Origin of the sequence: Stenotrophomonas rhizophila, assembly GCF_020857975.1 — a bacterium.
GTDB classification, from domain to species: domain Bacteria; phylum Pseudomonadota; class Gammaproteobacteria; order Xanthomonadales; family Xanthomonadaceae; genus Stenotrophomonas; species Stenotrophomonas rhizophila_C.
In genome coordinates, this window is record NZ_JACWUO010000011.1 from 24,678 (window position 1) to 40,194 (window position 15,517).

Annotated in this window: 12 protein-coding genes; 1 reads left to right on the forward strand and 11 read right to left on the reverse strand. The window is 66.5% G+C overall.

The window, feature by feature from the left end; translation table 11 throughout:
• Window positions 1–22 precede the first annotated feature (22 nt).
• The 9 genes from IC535_RS11880 to grxD form a co-directional block, all read right to left on the reverse strand.
• Window positions 23–3,775 carry a pilus assembly protein gene (locus tag IC535_RS11880; protein WP_228887192.1) on the reverse strand — a complete coding sequence of 1,251 codons (3,753 nt, stop codon included), beginning with the start codon at window positions 3,773–3,775 and terminating at the stop codon, window positions 23–25.
• Between the two features lie 11 nt (window positions 3,776–3,786).
• Complete coding sequence (locus IC535_RS11885) at window positions 3,787–4,311, reverse strand: pilus assembly PilX family protein (RefSeq protein ID WP_228887191.1); 525 nt, start codon at window positions 4,309–4,311, stop codon at window positions 3,787–3,789.
• 5 nt (window positions 4,312–4,316) lie between these two features.
• Window positions 4,317–5,486, reverse strand: coding sequence for a PilW family protein (locus IC535_RS11890; RefSeq protein WP_228887190.1), 1,170 nt, complete (start codon window positions 5,484–5,486; stop codon window positions 4,317–4,319).
• Window positions 5,483–5,974, reverse strand: a complete 492-nt coding sequence (pilV, locus tag IC535_RS11895; protein WP_228887189.1) for a type IV pilus modification protein PilV — start codon at window positions 5,972–5,974, stop codon at window positions 5,483–5,485. The genes IC535_RS11890 and pilV overlap by 4 nt, the downstream gene beginning before the upstream one ends.
• Window positions 5,971–6,486: a GspH/FimT family pseudopilin gene (locus tag IC535_RS11900; RefSeq protein WP_228887188.1), complete on the reverse strand. Its 516-nt coding sequence runs from the start codon at window positions 6,484–6,486 to the stop codon at window positions 5,971–5,973. The genes pilV and IC535_RS11900 overlap by 4 nt, the downstream gene beginning before the upstream one ends.
• A gap of 195 nt (window positions 6,487–6,681) precedes the next feature.
• Entirely contained in the window at window positions 6,682–8,070 is a 1,389-nt protein-coding gene (gene ppnN / locus IC535_RS11905) for a nucleotide 5'-monophosphate nucleosidase PpnN (RefSeq protein WP_228887187.1), read from the reverse strand.
• Between the two features lie 266 nt (window positions 8,071–8,336).
• Window positions 8,337–11,597 carry a TonB-dependent receptor gene (locus tag IC535_RS11910; RefSeq protein WP_228887186.1) on the reverse strand — a complete coding sequence of 1,087 codons (3,261 nt, stop codon included), beginning with the start codon at window positions 11,595–11,597 and terminating at the stop codon, window positions 8,337–8,339.
• A gap of 339 nt (window positions 11,598–11,936) precedes the next feature.
• The gene (locus tag IC535_RS11915) at window positions 11,937–12,680 is read right to left on the reverse strand and encodes an SDR family NAD(P)-dependent oxidoreductase (RefSeq protein WP_228887185.1); all 744 of its coding nucleotides are present in this window, start codon (window positions 12,678–12,680) and stop codon (window positions 11,937–11,939) included.
• Window positions 12,677–12,997, reverse strand: a complete 321-nt coding sequence (gene grxD / locus IC535_RS11920; protein WP_228887184.1) for a Grx4 family monothiol glutaredoxin — start codon at window positions 12,995–12,997, stop codon at window positions 12,677–12,679. Before grxD ends, IC535_RS11915 begins: the two co-directional genes overlap by 4 nt.
• Window positions 12,998–13,115: 118 nt before the next feature.
• On the opposite strand from grxD, the gene IC535_RS11925 reads away from it, so the two are divergent.
• A complete protein-coding gene (locus IC535_RS11925; protein ID WP_228887183.1) occupies window positions 13,116–13,697 on the forward strand; it encodes a superoxide dismutase in 582 nt (193 codons plus the stop codon).
• Between the two features lie 123 nt (window positions 13,698–13,820).
• Here the strand turns inward: IC535_RS11925 and IC535_RS11930 are convergent, their stop codons facing one another.
• Window positions 13,821–14,969, reverse strand: a complete 1,149-nt coding sequence (locus IC535_RS11930) for a 5-(carboxyamino)imidazole ribonucleotide synthase (RefSeq protein ID WP_228887182.1) — start codon at window positions 14,967–14,969, stop codon at window positions 13,821–13,823.
• On the reverse strand, window positions 14,966–15,469 hold the full coding sequence (gene purE, locus IC535_RS11935) for a 5-(carboxyamino)imidazole ribonucleotide mutase (RefSeq protein ID WP_228887181.1): 504 nt from the start codon (window positions 15,467–15,469) through the stop codon (window positions 14,966–14,968). The genes IC535_RS11930 and purE overlap by 4 nt, the downstream gene beginning before the upstream one ends.
• Between the last annotated feature and the right edge of the window lie 48 nt (window positions 15,470–15,517).

Consider the following 15,517-nt stretch of genomic DNA (forward strand, 5'->3'; position numbering starts at 1 on the left):
GTGAGGTCCTGTTCTTTCATGGTCACTGCACCTGGCGCCAGGATTGGCGGCCACAGGGGTATGGCGCGTACATCGGCTCGCCACCGGCGACGCTGACCACCATCCAGCACGAGTTGCCGCCCGGCGGACCGGAGCCGCCGCCACTGCGCAGGCGTGGGATCGCCGAGACACCGACATCCTTGACCGGCGCAGTGCCGTTGGTCTTCAGCCCGACCGCGGCCGTGCCCTTACCCGGACTGGTACCCTCCGGGCTGCCGAAACGCATGTCCGACATCGCGCCGGCACCGGTCAGCGCCTCCACCCCGAACAGCCAGTTCGAGCCGCTGGTCGAGCAACCCACGGTCTCCCGGTTCGGCACATAGGTCGGCATGAACAGGGTGCCGCCGACGATGCTGGGGTTGCCGACGAAACGCTCGCCGGTGGTCGATGGCAGCACGATGGTCCAGCCACGCGCGTTGGCTGGCACGCTCCCGGCGGTCAGGGTGCGTTCCTCGCCGGTGGTCACCACCGAGTAGACCTGCAGGTTGGACGGCCCCAGCGTGGTGGCCGGGGCGCCGTTGCTGACATCGTTGACCCCGTACAGCGCCTGCTGCGAAGTGTCGGCCGTGTCGTTGTAGAAGGAGAAGCTGCCAGTACCGAAGAACAGCATCACCCCACCGCCGGCGCCGGTGGCGGCGGTCAGGCCGCCGGTGATTGGCTGGCGGTAGGTCAGCGTGTTGCTGCCCGAGGTTTCGGTATGGGTGGCGGTGGTGAACACCGGGGTGGTGATGCTGGTGGCCGCGCTGCGTAGGTCGAACTTCCACAACGCGCCGCGCTGGTCGGCCGCATACACGGTGTCGGCGGCGCCATCACGGCCGCGAGCGGTCTGGGTGGTACCACTCCAGCGGTCGATCGCCACGATGTTGCCCAGGCCGTTGCTGCCGGCCACAGTGGAACTGGCCTCAGCGGCCTCGATCATCGAGACGCTGCCGGTGACCATGTCCACCACGAACAGCACGGCCTTGCCGTTGACGCTGCCGTAACCGTTGCCGAAGATCGCCTTCCACACCACGTTGGCACCCGAGCGGACCGGCACGATCACCGGCTTGCCCAACACGTGGCCGATGCTGTTGCGCACATCCAGCGACAGGCTGGTGTTGCGGTCGTTGATCTCCCACAGCACGTTGCCGGGGCCGAATTTGGTGGGATCGGTGACATCCAGCGCAAACACCGAGCGGCCGCCGGCGCCGGCAGTGCCGACCACGGCAGTGCGCCAGTTGACGCCATCGAACATGTCCGACACGGCCACAGGGCCATCGACGTAATAGCGGTGCTGGAATTTCTGACCGCTGGCGGAGGACTTGTACGGGAACAGCAGGTTGCCCATATGCCCCAATGCGGTGGCCGGGATATAGGCCAGGCGCTCCTTGCCGCCATCGGTGGTGTCCTGGCTGCTGCCGTTCATGCCGCCGTCGAAGCCGTGCAGCATGCCGTCGTTGGCGCCCACATAGACCATGTAGTTCTGGGTCTTGACCTTGGTCGCCAGGTAGTTGCCGTACGAGGTGGCCAGGCTGCCGCCGAGCTGGCGGAAACCGTAGTCGTCCAGCGGCGAACTGATCACCGGGTTGGAATTGATGATGTCCCCCAGCAGCGTGGTGCGATCGCGGAAGATGCCACCATTGCGTACTTCACGCGAGGCATCGCCGCGCAGGTAAGCAACCGCAGTAGCACTGGTGGCGCCGAGGGCGGTGAGGTTCTGCTCCTTAGTCGGGTCCTCAGTGCAGACCGCCAGCGGGCCCTGGCACAGATCGGCCAAGGCCACGTTGGTGCTGCTGAAATCCACTGCGGTGCCGTTCTTGTTCAGCACGATCTGGCGGCCGGTGGAACTCAGCTGCGTCGCCGCGTCCCAGACCTCGGTGTATTCGGCCACCTGGGTCTTGGGGTTGACGCTGACCTTGGAGGCGCGCAGCCGGCTGTACCAGTCGGTGCCCTCGTTGGCGATGTCGTAGCGCGGGATCACGCTGAGCGAGCCGGCGCCGATGCGCGCACCGGTCGACCCAATGCTGCCCGAGGGCGAGCCGCCGGCGCTGATCGAGGACAGCACGCGGCGCATCGCCGCGGTGACCTCGGCCGGGGTCTGCGCGTTGATGAATTCGCCGCGGCTGTTGATCGCCGCGTGCCACAGTTCGTCGATCACGGTACCGTCGTCCACCGCCACCGGGTTGCCGTTGCCGTCCCAGTTCGGCGGATTGGCATAGGGGTCGTCGGTCGCGGCCTGGTTGACGCCGTAGATCTTGCCCTGCGCACCCAGGGTGACGCCGTAGAAATTCATGTGCAGGTTGGTCTGGCAATCCAGCCGCTTCCATGCCGGGGTGGTGGGATCCAGCGTCTTGCATTGGTTGCTGACCGGTACCAGACCGGCCGGGAAGTCGGTATCGCTGCGCAGCGGCGTCCACGCGGCGCCGCCGTAGTAGGCCGCGGCCACGTCGGCGATGGTGTTGCTGTAGGCATCCTTGAACGGCGCGCCGACAAACGGCGTGACGCCGGTGCCGTCGGCGTTGGCATAGCCACTGACCGTACTGGAGGTATTGGTGTAGCCGTCGGTGAACAGCATGCCGCCGTTCTTCTGGCAGGCCAGCTTCACCGGTGCGCCGTCATCGGTGCGCCGGAACTGCTTGCCCAGGTAGTCCACCGCCTGGCGGTTGGGGGTGCCGCCGGCCGGGGCCAGTTTGTAGATCTGGGTATACAGGTCGGCCTTGTTGGAGGCCATGTCGTACATGGTCACCGGGCTGAGCTTGTTGATGGTGAAGTAGCCCACCCGCATGTTGTTGACATCCACCATCGCATGGCTGGCCGAACCAACCATGGCCAGGATGCGATTGCGGTGGTACTGGAACCAGTTGGCGAAGTTCTGGATCGCCGCGTTGTAGGCGGCGGTGCTGGCGTAGTTGGCGCTCTTGATCTGGTAGCGGCGCATGTTGCAGCTGGGGCCGCAGGCACCGGCGATCACCGGGCGATAGGTATCTTCGGTACGGTAACCGGCCGGCGCCGGGGCATTGGCCGGCAGGTAGAAGGTAGCCGGGAAGTAATCCACCGCAATGGTGGTATCACTGGTGATGCTGCGTGAAGCGGTACGCCACGCATTGTTCTGGTAGTAGCGGGTACCGGTGCCGGTCAGGTCCGGGATCGTCATGCCGGCCACAAACTGGAAACTCTCGCCGGTGGTCGTGCGATTGCTGGTCAGATCGTAGGCGACACCATTGCCATTGAAGCCACTGCGCGGATCGGCACGCGCGGCGGTAATGCTGGCATTGGCCCACAACGTACCGTTGGCATTGCGCCAGGGCTCATAGACTTCGCCGGGGTTGTAATAGCTGGCGTTATAGGTGGGCGAGCGCGCGAAGCCGAAGATGTCCAGCGGCGGAATCGCCCGGCCCGGGGAATAGCTGGTGTTGAAGTTCGCGTGCGGATACAGGTACAGGTAGCAGTCGGTGGAATTATTGGAGCAGGCTTCACCGACGCTGGAGAACACCCCGGCCGAACGGAAGAAGCTGTGGGTGGTGGTGTTCCAGCGCATGCGTCCGTCGCCGCCGGGGAACATGCGCTCGAAGGTCATCGAGTTGGAGTCATCGACGGCCATGATGAACGCTGGCGGGGTCTGCACCAGGTTGTTGAGCGGCGCCTGGGCGAGTACGCCCTGGGCCTGGGCCGCCATCAGGCTGTAGATAAGGTAGCCGCCACCGGCCAGCAGCACCGCCGACGCGGCGAGCAGGGACTTGAACTTGCGCGACATCATTGCGGCGGCCCTCAGAGCTTGAACACGGTATCGATCGCCGATGACGAAGTGCCATCGGCGTTGGTATCTGCGGCATAACCGGTGATCTGGTAGACCGGGGTGGGTGCATCGAGCGGCTTGCCCATGTCCAGCGCGCCTTCGCCCTGGATGCAGCCCTGGATCTGGCGCACCTTGACCAGCGGCTTGCTGCCCAGCCGGGAGCCGCGCACCCACGCCACCGGGTCGTAACCGTCATCGCAACGTTGTTCGATGTCGGCGCTGCTGACGATCGGGTCGCTGCCGGCCGCTTCGCGGTTGGCGATCTTCTCCACCGCGTCCTCGGCGCTGCGCACCGCGCCCTCGGAATTCTGGAAGGCCAGGTTGGTGGCGCGGTAGTTGGACGACATCTTTTCCTGCATGCCGGCCACCTGCATGCCGACCACGCCCAGCACCGCCAGCAGGATCAGCATGATCAGGGCCACATACAGCACCGCGCCACGCTGATGGCGTGCCGGTGCTGCGCGCCGGGACCGGATCGAAGGGGTATGGGTGTTCATGGCGGTCAGTTCCCGAACAGGCGGTTGCGCAGCGCCACCGAGACTTCATAGCTGGCGCGGAAGCGCTTGTCGTCGGTGGCGGGCGGGACGATGGTGGTGCCCAGTACGCCCAGGTAGTTGTCGGCCACCTTGGGCGCCTCGGCCGCGGCCTGCTGGGGGCTGCGCGCGAGCAGGCCGACCTGGACCAGGCCGACCCGGCGCCACTGGCTCACCGCGGCGGCGGTAGTGGCGGTGCTGACACCGTTGCCGGCCTGCTGCTCGTTGATGTTGCCGGTCGGCGGGGTGGCGCGGCTGATGTTGGTGGTGGCGTCCAGGCCGTACAGCAGCTGCAGGCTTTCGATGCCCTCGACCAGTTCCTCGCCGGCGCCATAAGCGCCACCGGAACCGGCACGGGCACGGTACAGCGCCGGCTCGGTGCCGTTGTTGGCCACGTAATAGACCACCGCCTCGGCCCGGTACAGCATGGTCACCGCGTTGTTGGCCGCGTAGCGGGACAGGTCGGTGGCATTGGCAGTGACGGTGGTTCCGTCCAACGTGCCGGTGAACACTTCGGCGCGGTTGCAGTCGGCGACGCCGAACACGGTGGGACCGCCGCTGACCCCGGCCGACAGGCGCTGGGCGCCGTCGCTGCTGATGCCGACCTTGGACTCGGTACTGGCCGAGGTCAGGCTGGCGATCGGCACGCCATCGGGATGGAAGAAGCGCAGCACCAGGATGTCGCTGCCCGGGCTGGGGGCCGGCTTGAGTCCGGTGATGCTGGCCGGCGCGGCGATCGCCGGCTGCCAGGCCGCACCGATGGTCAGCGAATTGGTCGGTGCGGTACCGCCGGCCTCATAGCCCTGGATGGGCACCGAGAAATCCAGCGGCACGCCGCTGCCGGGGACCACGCCGGCGATGTGGTAGCCGATCGAGTCGGTGCCCTTGACCACGTGCGCCTGGTCGTTGACGCAGCCGAAGTGGCCGGCCATGCGCAGGTCGCGCTGCAGGAAATCCAGCGCGAAGCGCGCGTTTTCCTGGGTACGGGCCAGGCCTTCGGACAGCTGCGAGGCCGCGCGCGAGGCGATGAAAATCTGCACCACGCCCAGCATCATGATCAGGCCGATGACCATGGCGATCATCAACTCGATCAGCGACAGGCCGACCATGCGGCGGCGGGAGGAGATCGCGGGGCTCATAGCTGGGATACCAGGCCGAAGGAGGTAAGTGCGTCGGGATCCTTGGCGTCCCAGCGCTGGTCGCCCCAGCTGATCGCCACGGTGACCTGGCCGTTGTTGTACTGCACCTGGGCACTGGCCTTGTCGCCCAGGGTCTTGACCACCTGGCACTGCCAGCGCGCCACGTTCTGCTGGGCGGTGATCACCTTGCCGGTCGGCCAGGCGCAGGCACCCTTGCTGGTGATCGAGCCGGCAGCGAAAGACGCATCGACATAGCCGCCGCCGTTGAGCGTATCGGCACGCTGGGCGCGCATCAGGTCGATCAGGTCGTAGGACAGGTTGGTGGCCTGGGTACGGTAGTTGGCGCTCTGCACGAAACGCACGTTCATGGTCTGCAGCAGGGCGAAACCGAGCAGGCCGAAGGCCAGCACCAGCAGCGCGATCAGCACTTCGAGCAGGCTGAAGCCACGCGCACGCTGGCCAAACCCGGTGATATTCCTGCGTTTCATGAACATGTCCCTCGTGCAACCCGGACCTGGCCGGAGAGATTCACCGTCAAGGTGCGGTTGGATTCGCCGGCCTTGCACTTCACCGGGGCCAGCGCGATCTGCTGGTTGGCGGCGCTGCGGCGGCGGCCGCGCGCGTCGAAGGCGATCAGCGCCGGCGCCGATCCGGTCACGGCCAGCTCGGGCGAGCCCTGGGCGAAGCGCAGCACGGTGTCGCCGCCGTTGAAGCTGCCGTTGCCGTCCAAGTCCGACCAGGCCATCAGGCCGTCGGACCAGGTGCCGTCGCAGGCGGTGCCCTTGGTACTGGCGCAGATGCCGGCGCCCTGCTTGTTGCGGACCGCCTCGCTGCGGGCCAGCGCCAGCATCCCCATGATTTCATTGTTGGAGGTGCTGACCCGGTTGGAGCGGATGGTGCTGGTGAAGTTCGGGAACGCGATTGCCGCCAGCACGCCCAGGACCACCAGCGTGACCATCAGCTCAACCAGCGTGAATCCCTTGGAACGGCGTGCAGACATGGAACGCTCCCCAGCGTGATGGCATAGAAGATGGACGACCGGCCGGCCGCCGGCAAGCGGCGGCAGGACGAACGGTCGCCCGGGGGCGACGGGCGTCAAGGCGTTGACGCCCTTGGCCCGTGGCGGGCGGTACCGGCCCCTGCCCGCTCCCCCGCCGCTCCCGGGCCGGACGGCCCGGGGCTCAGCCCGCTGCGGTCAGGCCAGCACCTTGTAGCAGGGCTGGTATTCGCCGGAGATCTTCATCCGGCGCTGCTCGACGAAGCCGCGCAGCAGTTCGTCCAGGGCCTGCATCATGTCGGCATCGCCATGGATCTGGAACGGGCCGAATTCCTCGATGCGGCGCATGCCGTCTTCCTTGACGTTGCCGGCGACGATGCCGGAGAACGCGCGGCGCAGGTCGGCCGCCAGCGCATGCGGGGCGCGGCCGTGGTGCAGGTCCAGCGCGGCCATGGCCTCGTGGGTGGGCACGAACGGCTGCTGGTACTCCCACGGAATCTCGATGGACCAGTTGAAGAAGAACGAATCCTTCTGCGCCAGGCGGTGCTCGCGTACGCGCTTGATCCCGGCCGACATCTTGCGGGCCACGGCCACCGGGTCGCCGATGATGATCTCGTAGCGGCTGGCGGCCTGTTCGCCCAGGGTCAGGCGGATGAAGCGGTCGATCTGCTCGAAGTACGGCGCCGCCACGGTCGGGCCGGTCAGGATCAGCGGGAACGGCAGATCCTTGTTTTCCTCGCGCAGCAGGATGCCCAGCAGGTACAGGATCTCCTCGGCGGTGCCCACGCCACCGGCGAACACGATGATGCCGTGGCCGATGCGGACGAACGCCTCCAGGCGCTTTTCGATGTCTGGCATGATCACCAGGTGGTTGACGATCGGGTTCGGCGACTCGGCGGCGATGATGCCCGGCTCGGTCAGGCCGATGTAGCGCGTGGTGGTCTTGCGCTGCTTGGCATGGGCGATGGTAGCGCCCTTCATCGGGCCCTTCATCGCGCCCGGGCCGCAGCCGGTGCAGATGTCCAGGCCGCGCAGGCCCAGCTCGTAGCCGACCTGCTTGGTGTACAGGTACTCATCGCGGCCGATCGAATGGCCGCCCCAGCACACCACCAGGTTCGGATCGCCCGGGTTGAGGATGCGCGCATTGCGCAGCAGCCCGAACACCGCATTGGTGATGCCCTCGGAGGATTCCAGCTCGGCCGCGTAGGCCGGGCCCATTTCGATGGCCATATAGGCCAGGTCGCGGACCACCGCGAACAGCAGCTCGGCCACGCCGCGGATGATCTCGCCATCGACGAAGGCCATCGCCGGGGCGTTGACCAGGTCGATGCGCACGCCGCGGTCCTGCTGCGCCACCTGGATGTCGAAATCCGGGTACAGATCGCGCGCCGCGCGCGGATCGTCCGAGGCACTGCCGCTGGTCAGCACCGCCAGCGCGCAGCGCCGCAGCAGCTCATGCATGCCGCCGCCGGAGGCATCGCGCAGGCGCGCCACCTCGGCCCGCGACAGCACATCCAGCCCACCGCGCGGGTAGATCCGCGCATCCTGCACCGGCAGCGTACGCGCCGGCTTTTCGGTGATCGTCATTTCCATTTTCTATGCTTTCCTCAAGGTTTCCGACTGTACCGCTGCCCCCTTAAAAAGCAAAACGGCCGGGGAGACCCGACCGTTGGATATGTGGTGCCCCGGCACTGCCGTGGGGCCGCCGCATGTGCACGTTTTCCGTGCAACCGGTGGAATATACATGGCTCGAGCCAATCCAACAAGGGATTCGGCGCCCATGATCAAGCCCACCAAAAAAAGCGGCCGGGTCTCCCCGGCCGCTTCCATCTACTGCTTCAGGTTCTGACGAATCAGAACTTGTACTTCAGGGTCAGCTGCATCGACCAGCGCGACACGCCGGTGTTGCCCTTGTCGTTGTTGTTTTCCTGGATGGTCGGAGCATCGGCAGAACTGAAGTTGTAGATGTACTTGCCGGTAGCCGGATCGATACCGGCATAGCTGGCCACGCGGGCGGTCGAGTTGAAGCCGTAATCCTCGATCTTGCCCCACTTCTTGTTGATCAGATTGCCGACATTCATGATGTCCAGCGCCAGCTCACCCTTGTGCTCCTTCATGAAGCCCGGGAATTCCTGGGCGATATGCACGTCGAAGCTGTTGGTCCACTTGGTGCGGAAGGCGTTGGCCGGGGCGATCTGACCCTGGTACTTGCCCAGCTGCGGGTTGGCCGCCAGCCAGTCGAAGAAGGCCTTTTCCATCGCCGCGCCGCCGGTGAACTTGACGTCGCCGTAGCCGTTGGGCACGTAGAAAAGGTCATTGAAGACGCCGGCACCCGAAGTGGACGCAGCGTCGCCGTTCATGTCGTTGTAGTAAATGTAGCTGAACGGACGACCCGAACGGCCTTCATAGAACAGGCCCACGGAGGTGTTGTAGTCGCCGAAGAACGCCTTCTTCCAGTTGATCGAGCCGGTGATGCGGTCCTTGATCGCGTAGCGAGAGTCATAGGCCACGTTCTCGTTGGCGGTGCCGATCAGGGTACTGCCCCAGTTGGAGGTGTTCTGCGAGCTGGTCAGCGGGCTGACTTCCTTCGCGGCGGTGTAGGTGTAGGCCAGCGACCAGCCCCAGTTTTCGGTCAGCGGCTTGTTCAGGCCGGCGGTGAACTGGCGGCTGCTGCCCTTGTCGGTGTTCTTCATCAACAGAACGTCGCCGATGTCATCCGGACGGTTGTACTTGCCGCCAACGACACCACCGCCGGGTGCAGTCGCACCCTCTCGGATCGAGCAGGTGGCGCCCACGCACGGGACGTAGCCCTGCGGGTTCCAGTACAGCTCACGCCCATCCTGACCGATGCGGGTAGCCGCAACGTCGCCATTCTTGCCACGCAGGTCCAGGCGCTCGAAATAGATGCCGTTGTTGACCTTGGTGTACAGGAACTCGGCCGACGCAACGATGCCGTACCACGGCAGCTCATGATCGAAGGCCAGGTTGGTCTTCCACACCGACGGCAGCTTGAGGTCCGGCGCGGCAATGTCCACGTTCTGGCGCGCACCCGCACCGGACGCCGGGATGTACGGCGGATCGGTTTCCGGCGTGAAGATACCGTTCTGGTTGCGGACCGTGTACTCGATGTAGTTCAGGCCGGTGTTCTGGTAGGCACCTGCCAGCCACACGTTCGGGGCCGCGCCGCCGAACAGGCCGACGCCACCGCGCAGCTGGGTCGGGCGATCGCTGTCGAAGGTGTAGTTGAAGCCGAAGCGCGGCTGCACCAGCTTGTTGTCCGGCATCTGGGTGTTGTCGTACCCGTACAGCTGCATGATGCGCGGGTTGTACAGCTTCTGCGTGCCGAAGTCCGGCATGTCGACGCGGACGCCGGCCTGCACGGTCAGGTTGCTGTTGACCGCCCAGCTGTCCTGGATGAACACACCGGTGTTCTTCAGGGTGTACTTGGCCGGAATGTCGTCGTAGCTGCCGCCGGCACGCGGGGCACGCACGACGTACTGATTGACGCGGTTTGCTTCGAAATCAGCCAGGGTGTTGAAGGTGTACGCGCCATTGACGTTGCGGCCGTAGTAGTTCAGCAGGTCGTTGTCGGAGTAGTCGAAGCCGAACTTGACGGTGTGGTCGCCCACGTACCAGGTGGCGGCACCGAAGGCGCTCAGTTCCTTGCTCTCGATCGCATTGACGTGCGAGTTCTGCTCGGTACCGAAGTACAGCGAATCGTTGCCACCGGCACCGAAGCCACGGATCTGGATCTGCGGCAGGCTCGACGGGGTGGTACGGACTGCGGTGTATTCCTTGTGCGAAACCTTGAACTCGGTCGAGAAGTTCTCGGACCAGTCACTGAACAGTTCGCCCATCCAGGATTCGTAGGTCTTCGGCTGCTGGTACCAGAAGGTGCTCAGCGAGACCGCACTATTGCTGATCTGCGGGAAACGGACCACGTTCTGTTCGAGCTTGTTGTAACGCACGGCGGCACGGTGGTTGTCACTGATGTTCCAGTCGATCTTCAGCGCGTACTCTTCGACCTCGGTCTTGTTGGCCGGGGGGGTGAGCGAACCGGCGTCGAAGCCGTAACCGGTGGCGATCTGCTGCGCGCGGGCAATGTCGGCGTCGGTGATGCTGCCCTTGCCGTACGGCGAGTCGGTCAGGCTGACGCCCGGAGCCGAACGCTCCATCTTTTCGTAGTTGGCGAAGAAGAACAGCTTGTCCTTGATGATCGGGCCACCCAGGGTCATGCCATAGGTCTTCTCGTCATCGAAGCCGTTGAAGCGGACGCCTTCCAGATCCTTGCGGACCATGTCCTTGTCGCGGTACGCGTAGTACACGGTGCCGCCGAGGTTGTTGGTGCCCGACTTGGTCACCGCATTGATCACCGCGCCGGTACCGCCAGCAATGGTGGTGTCGTAGTTGGCGATGTCGATGTTGATTTCCTGGATCGCATCCATCGACACCGGCTGACGTTCGGTCGGCAGGTTGTTGGATTCCAGGCCGAACGGATCGCCGGCACCGATGCCGTCGATGCGGATCGCGTTGTAACGGGTGTTCTGGCCACCGACCGAGATCGCACCGTCGGCCTTGCTGACCTGCGAGATGCGCGGGTCGAGGCGGATGTAATCCTGGATGTTGCGGTTCACCGACGGCAGCGACTCGATGGTCTGCCGATCAACGTTGGTGCCGGTGCCCATCTTGTAGGCACTGAAGACTTCAGAACCACCGGCCACGGCCACGACCTGCACGGCATCGAGGTTGGTGGCACCGGCCACGTCACCGGCAAGATTGGCGTTGATGGTGTTGACCTGATTCAGGTTCAGGTAAACACCCTCTTCGGTCTTGGTGCCCTCACCGGACTTGTTGATGGTGATGGTGTACGGCCCACCCACGCGCAGACCACGCGCGGCGTAACGACCCGACGCGTCGGTGGTAGCGCGGCTGACCGTGCCCGACTCGGTATGCGTGATGGTGACTTCTGCACCGGCAACAGGCGCGCCTGCTGCGGAGGTGACCTGACCGCCGACACCGGCAGAGGTGCTCTGGGCGAAGGCGGGGGCGGCAGCAAGTGCAGCCACGAGACCAAGGGTGAGCTTGGACATCCGGAGACAACGTGGGTGGGTCATTTGGGGTGGCCTCGATGCGAGATTGGCGATGGCGGAAAAAAAACGCGCCCAAGCAGCCTTGCTGGCGGCTGACTGGACTTTTATCTGGGTTCCCTTGCCGCGGGCTGGTTTCAGCCGCAACGGTTAACACTAGATTAACACGGTAGCGCCGGATTGTGACGGTTTGGCGACAGAACACACGCCATCACAACGCTATCGTGACGGGATCTTCACATCACCTGAAGACATCCCCATGACAGGCCGGTCGACCGGCGCCGCGCCCTGTCAGCGCCCCATTGACAGCAAAGGGATTCGGCACGCCGCTGGACCCACCGCCGGGACAACCGGCCAGGGCCGGCGTTATGCGGCGTCCAGGACCTGGCCGCGATGGGCGGCGCCGGCCGCCGACAGCAGCAGCACCGCCGCGGCGGCGCAGTCGGCCGGCTCGCGGGCACTGCGGTCTTCGTCCAGCGAGAACGCGCGGGCGCGCAGCGCGGTCCGCATCGGGCCGGGCTGCAGGCCGCTGACCCGTACCGGGCTGCGCCCCAGTTCGTCGTGCAGGGCCGCGATCAGGCCGCGCAGGCCATGCTGGGCGGCGCCGTAGCCGCCCCAGTAGGCCTGCCCTACCCGCGCCGGGTCGTCCACGCAGAACACCAGCGCGGCATCCTCGCGCTGGCGCAGCAACGGCAGGCAGGCCTGGGCCAGCCAGGCCGGCGCGGTCAGGTTGACGTGTACGGCCCGCGCGAACGCGGCCGGGTCGGCCAGTTCGAACGGGGTCAGCCCGGCGAAATCGGCCGCGCAGTACAGCACCCCGTCCAGCCGCCCCAGTTCCGACCCCAGCCGCTCGGCCAGGGTGGCGTAGTCGTCCGGGGTGGCCCCTTCCAGGTCCAGCGGGTACAGCAGCGGCTCCGGGCCCGCCGCCTGCACGGCGGCATACACCCGGTCCAGCCGGCGCGGCTTGCGCCCCAGCAGCACCACGGTGGCACCGGCCTGGGCACAGGCCACCGCAGCGGCACTGCCCAGGCCACCACCGGCGCCGGCGATGAGAATCACGCGGTCGGCCAGCGGCCCGGTCCCGGCCACGACGGACGGGACCGCATTCATGGCTGGGAGGCCTCTTCGACGATGCGCTTGAGCTCGCCGGATTCGAACAGCTCCAGCACGATGTCGCAGCCGCCGATCAGCTCGCCATGGATGAACAGCTGCGGGAAACTGGGCAGGTTGGAGAACCGCGGCAGGTTGGCGCGGACCTCCGGCTCTTCGAGCACGTTGACGGTACGCAGCGCCGCCGCGCCGGCGGCCATCAGGGCCTGGATGGCGCGGCTGGAATAGCCGCACATCGGGTACTGCGGGGTGCCCTTCATGAACAACACGAGGGGATACCGCTCGACTTCGGACTGGATCTGCTGCATCACCGCCACCACGACTCTCCCTCCAATGCGGGACAACCCGACCTCGCCGGTCGGATAGACTTCCCTACCCGCTCATTCTAATCCTACTGGCCCATCCCCGGCGCCCGTTCCCAATCCGCACAGGCCCATGCCCCTCGAACAGCCCCGTCTTCCCTACGATCGCACCGCCCTGCAGCCGCACCTGTCGGCGCAGGCGCTGGACCTGCACCACGGCCACCACCATCGCGCCTATGTCGAGGCGGTGAACGCGCGGATCGAGGGCACCGAGCTGGCCGAACTGCCGCTGGAGGACATCGTGCGGCAGAGCCAGGGCAGCCTGTTCGATGCGGCCGCCCAGGCCTGGAACCATGCCTTCTATTTCCAGTGCCTGCATCCGCGCGGCGGCGGCGACCCCAAGGACCGCCTGGGCGAACTGGTCACCCGCCAGTTCGGCGACGTGCGCCGGCTGCGCGAGGAGTTCGAGCGTGCCGCATTGGGCCTGTTCGGCTCGGGCTGGGTATGGCTGGTGCAGCACCCCACCGGCGCGCTGGCGATCCAGGTCACCCGCAACGCGGGCACCCCGCTGACCGGCCAGAGCACGCCGCTGCTGGCCTGCGATGTGTGGGAACACGCGTATTACACCGATTACCAGAATGAGCGCGCGCGCTATCTGGAGGCGTTCTGGAAGATCGTCAACTGGGATTTCGTCGCCGCGCAGTTGCGGGATTGACGGGCGTACCGACCGATTAGGGGCGTACCGACCAACGGTCGGTACCTACCGCCGACGTGGCCGGAATCGGGGTAGGTCACGACCGTTGGTCGTGACCGGGGCGACGGGTGCCGCCCTGCCCCGTTACCGGCGCAGGGCCTCGACCACCGGAGCGACCTGGTCGGCACGGCCCAGCTGTGCGCCCACCTGTTCCAGCGCCGCGGCCAGCGCACCGGCATCGTCCTGGCGCAGCGTGGCGTGGCCGACCTTGCGGCCCTCGCGCGGCTGCTTGCCGTAATCGTGCCAATGCCCACCGGGCTGCCCGAGCACGGCCGCCGCAGCGGGCATCGCACCCAGCCAGTTGAGCATGCAGGCCTGGCCGAGCATGCGGGTATCGCCCAGGGGCAGGCCCAGCACCGCGCGCAGGTGGTTCTCGAACTGCGAGGTCTCGCTGCCTTCGATGGTCCAGTGACCGGAGTTGTGTACGCGCGGCGCCATCTCGTTGACCAGCAGCTCCTCGCCGCGGCAGAACAGCTCCAGCGCGAACACCCCTACGTAGTCCAGGCGCTCGGCCAGGGCGCGGGCATGGCCGATCGCCGCCGCCTGCTGGGCCGAGCTCAGCTGGGCCGGCGCCAGGCTGGCCGACAGTACGCCGTCGACATGCCAGTTGCCGGTCACCGGCCAGGCGCGGAACTCGCCGTCGCGGCCACGCACGGCCACCACGCTGACCTCGCGGTCGAAGGCGACAAAGCCCTCCAGGATCAACCCGGTCCGGTCGACGTAGTCGCCCAGCGCGGCCCAGGCGGCGTCGATGTCGGCCGCGCTGCGGATGCGGAACTGGCCCTTGCCGTCGTAGCCCAGGCGGCGGGTCTTGACGATGCAGGGCATGCCGAACTCGGCGACCTTGGCGGCCAGCTCGTCGCGGCTGCGGATGTCGGCGAACGGCGGCAGCGGGATGCCCAGCTGCTGGAACAGGGTCTTCTCGCTGAGCCGGTCCTGGGCCACCGCCAGGGCATCCGGGTTGGGATACACCGGCACGCGTTCGGCCAGGAAGCGGGCGCTGTGCGCCGGCACGTTCTCGAAATCGAAGGTGACCACGTCCACGCGGGCGGCGAACGCGGCCAGGGCCGCCTCGTCGTCGAAGGCAGCCACCTGCAGCGGTGCCAGCTGGGCGCCGCAGGCATCGGCCGCCGGGTCGAACAGCTCGAAACGCAGCCCCAGCGGCGCGCCGGCCAGCACCATCATGCGGGCGAGCTGGCCGCCGCCCAGAATGCCAACGGTCTTGTGGCTCATTGACGCGGGTCGTCGTGGGCCATGACGTCTTCGGTCTGGCGGGCGCGGAAGGCGTCCAGCGCCTGGCCGATCGCCGGCTGGTCGCCGGCCAGCATCGCCGCGGCGAACAGCGCCGCGTTGGAGGCGCCGGCATTGCCGATGGCGAAGGTGGCCACCGGGATGCCGGCCGGCATCTGCACGATCGACAGCAGCGAGTCCATGCCGTTGAGGGCCTTGGACTGCACCGGTACGCCCAGCACCGGCACCGCGGTCTTGGCCGCGATCATGCCCGGCAGGTGGGCGGCGCCGCCGGCACCGGCGATGATCGCGCGCAGGCCACGCGGGCCGGCCTGCTCGGCATAGGTGAACAGCACGTCCGGCGTGCGGTGCGCCGAGACCACTTTCACTTCATAGGGAACACCCAGGGAATCCAGCTTCTGGGCGGCGTGCTGCATGGTTTCCCAGTCGGAGCGGGAACCCATGACGATGCCGACGAGCGGCGCGGTTTGGTTGAGGGTCATTGGCCGTCACCTGCCTTAAAGACGTATTCTAGCCATCTTCCACGCAAG

Coding starts and splice junctions, on each gene's coding strand:
- pilV (WP_228887189.1), bottom strand. CDS start 5,974: ATGAAACGCAGGAATATCACCGGGTTTGGCCAGCGTGCGCGTGGCTTC.
- IC535_RS11885 (WP_228887191.1), bottom strand. CDS start 4,311: ATGAACACCCATACCCCTTCGATCCGGTCCCGGCGCGCAGCACCGGCA.
- IC535_RS11930 (WP_228887182.1), bottom strand. CDS start 14,969: ATGAGCCACAAGACCGTTGGCATTCTGGGCGGCGGCCAGCTCGCCCGC.
- IC535_RS11900 (WP_228887188.1), bottom strand. CDS start 6,486: ATGTCTGCACGCCGTTCCAAGGGATTCACGCTGGTTGAGCTGATGGTC.
- IC535_RS11880 (WP_228887192.1), bottom strand. CDS start 3,775: ATGATGTCGCGCAAGTTCAAGTCCCTGCTCGCCGCGTCGGCGGTGCTG.
- IC535_RS11890 (WP_228887190.1), bottom strand. CDS start 5,486: ATGAGCCCCGCGATCTCCTCCCGCCGCCGCATGGTCGGCCTGTCGCTG.
- IC535_RS11910 (WP_228887186.1), bottom strand. CDS start 11,597: ATGACCCACCCACGTTGTCTCCGGATGTCCAAGCTCACCCTTGGTCTC.
- purE (WP_228887181.1), bottom strand. CDS start 15,469: ATGACCCTCAACCAAACCGCGCCGCTCGTCGGCATCGTCATGGGTTCC.
- IC535_RS11915 (WP_228887185.1), bottom strand. CDS start 12,680: ATGAATGCGGTCCCGTCCGTCGTGGCCGGGACCGGGCCGCTGGCCGAC.
- IC535_RS11925 (WP_228887183.1), top strand. CDS start 13,116: ATGCCCCTCGAACAGCCCCGTCTTCCCTACGATCGCACCGCCCTGCAG.
- ppnN (WP_228887187.1), bottom strand. CDS start 8,070: ATGACGATCACCGAAAAGCCGGCGCGTACGCTGCCGGTGCAGGATGCG.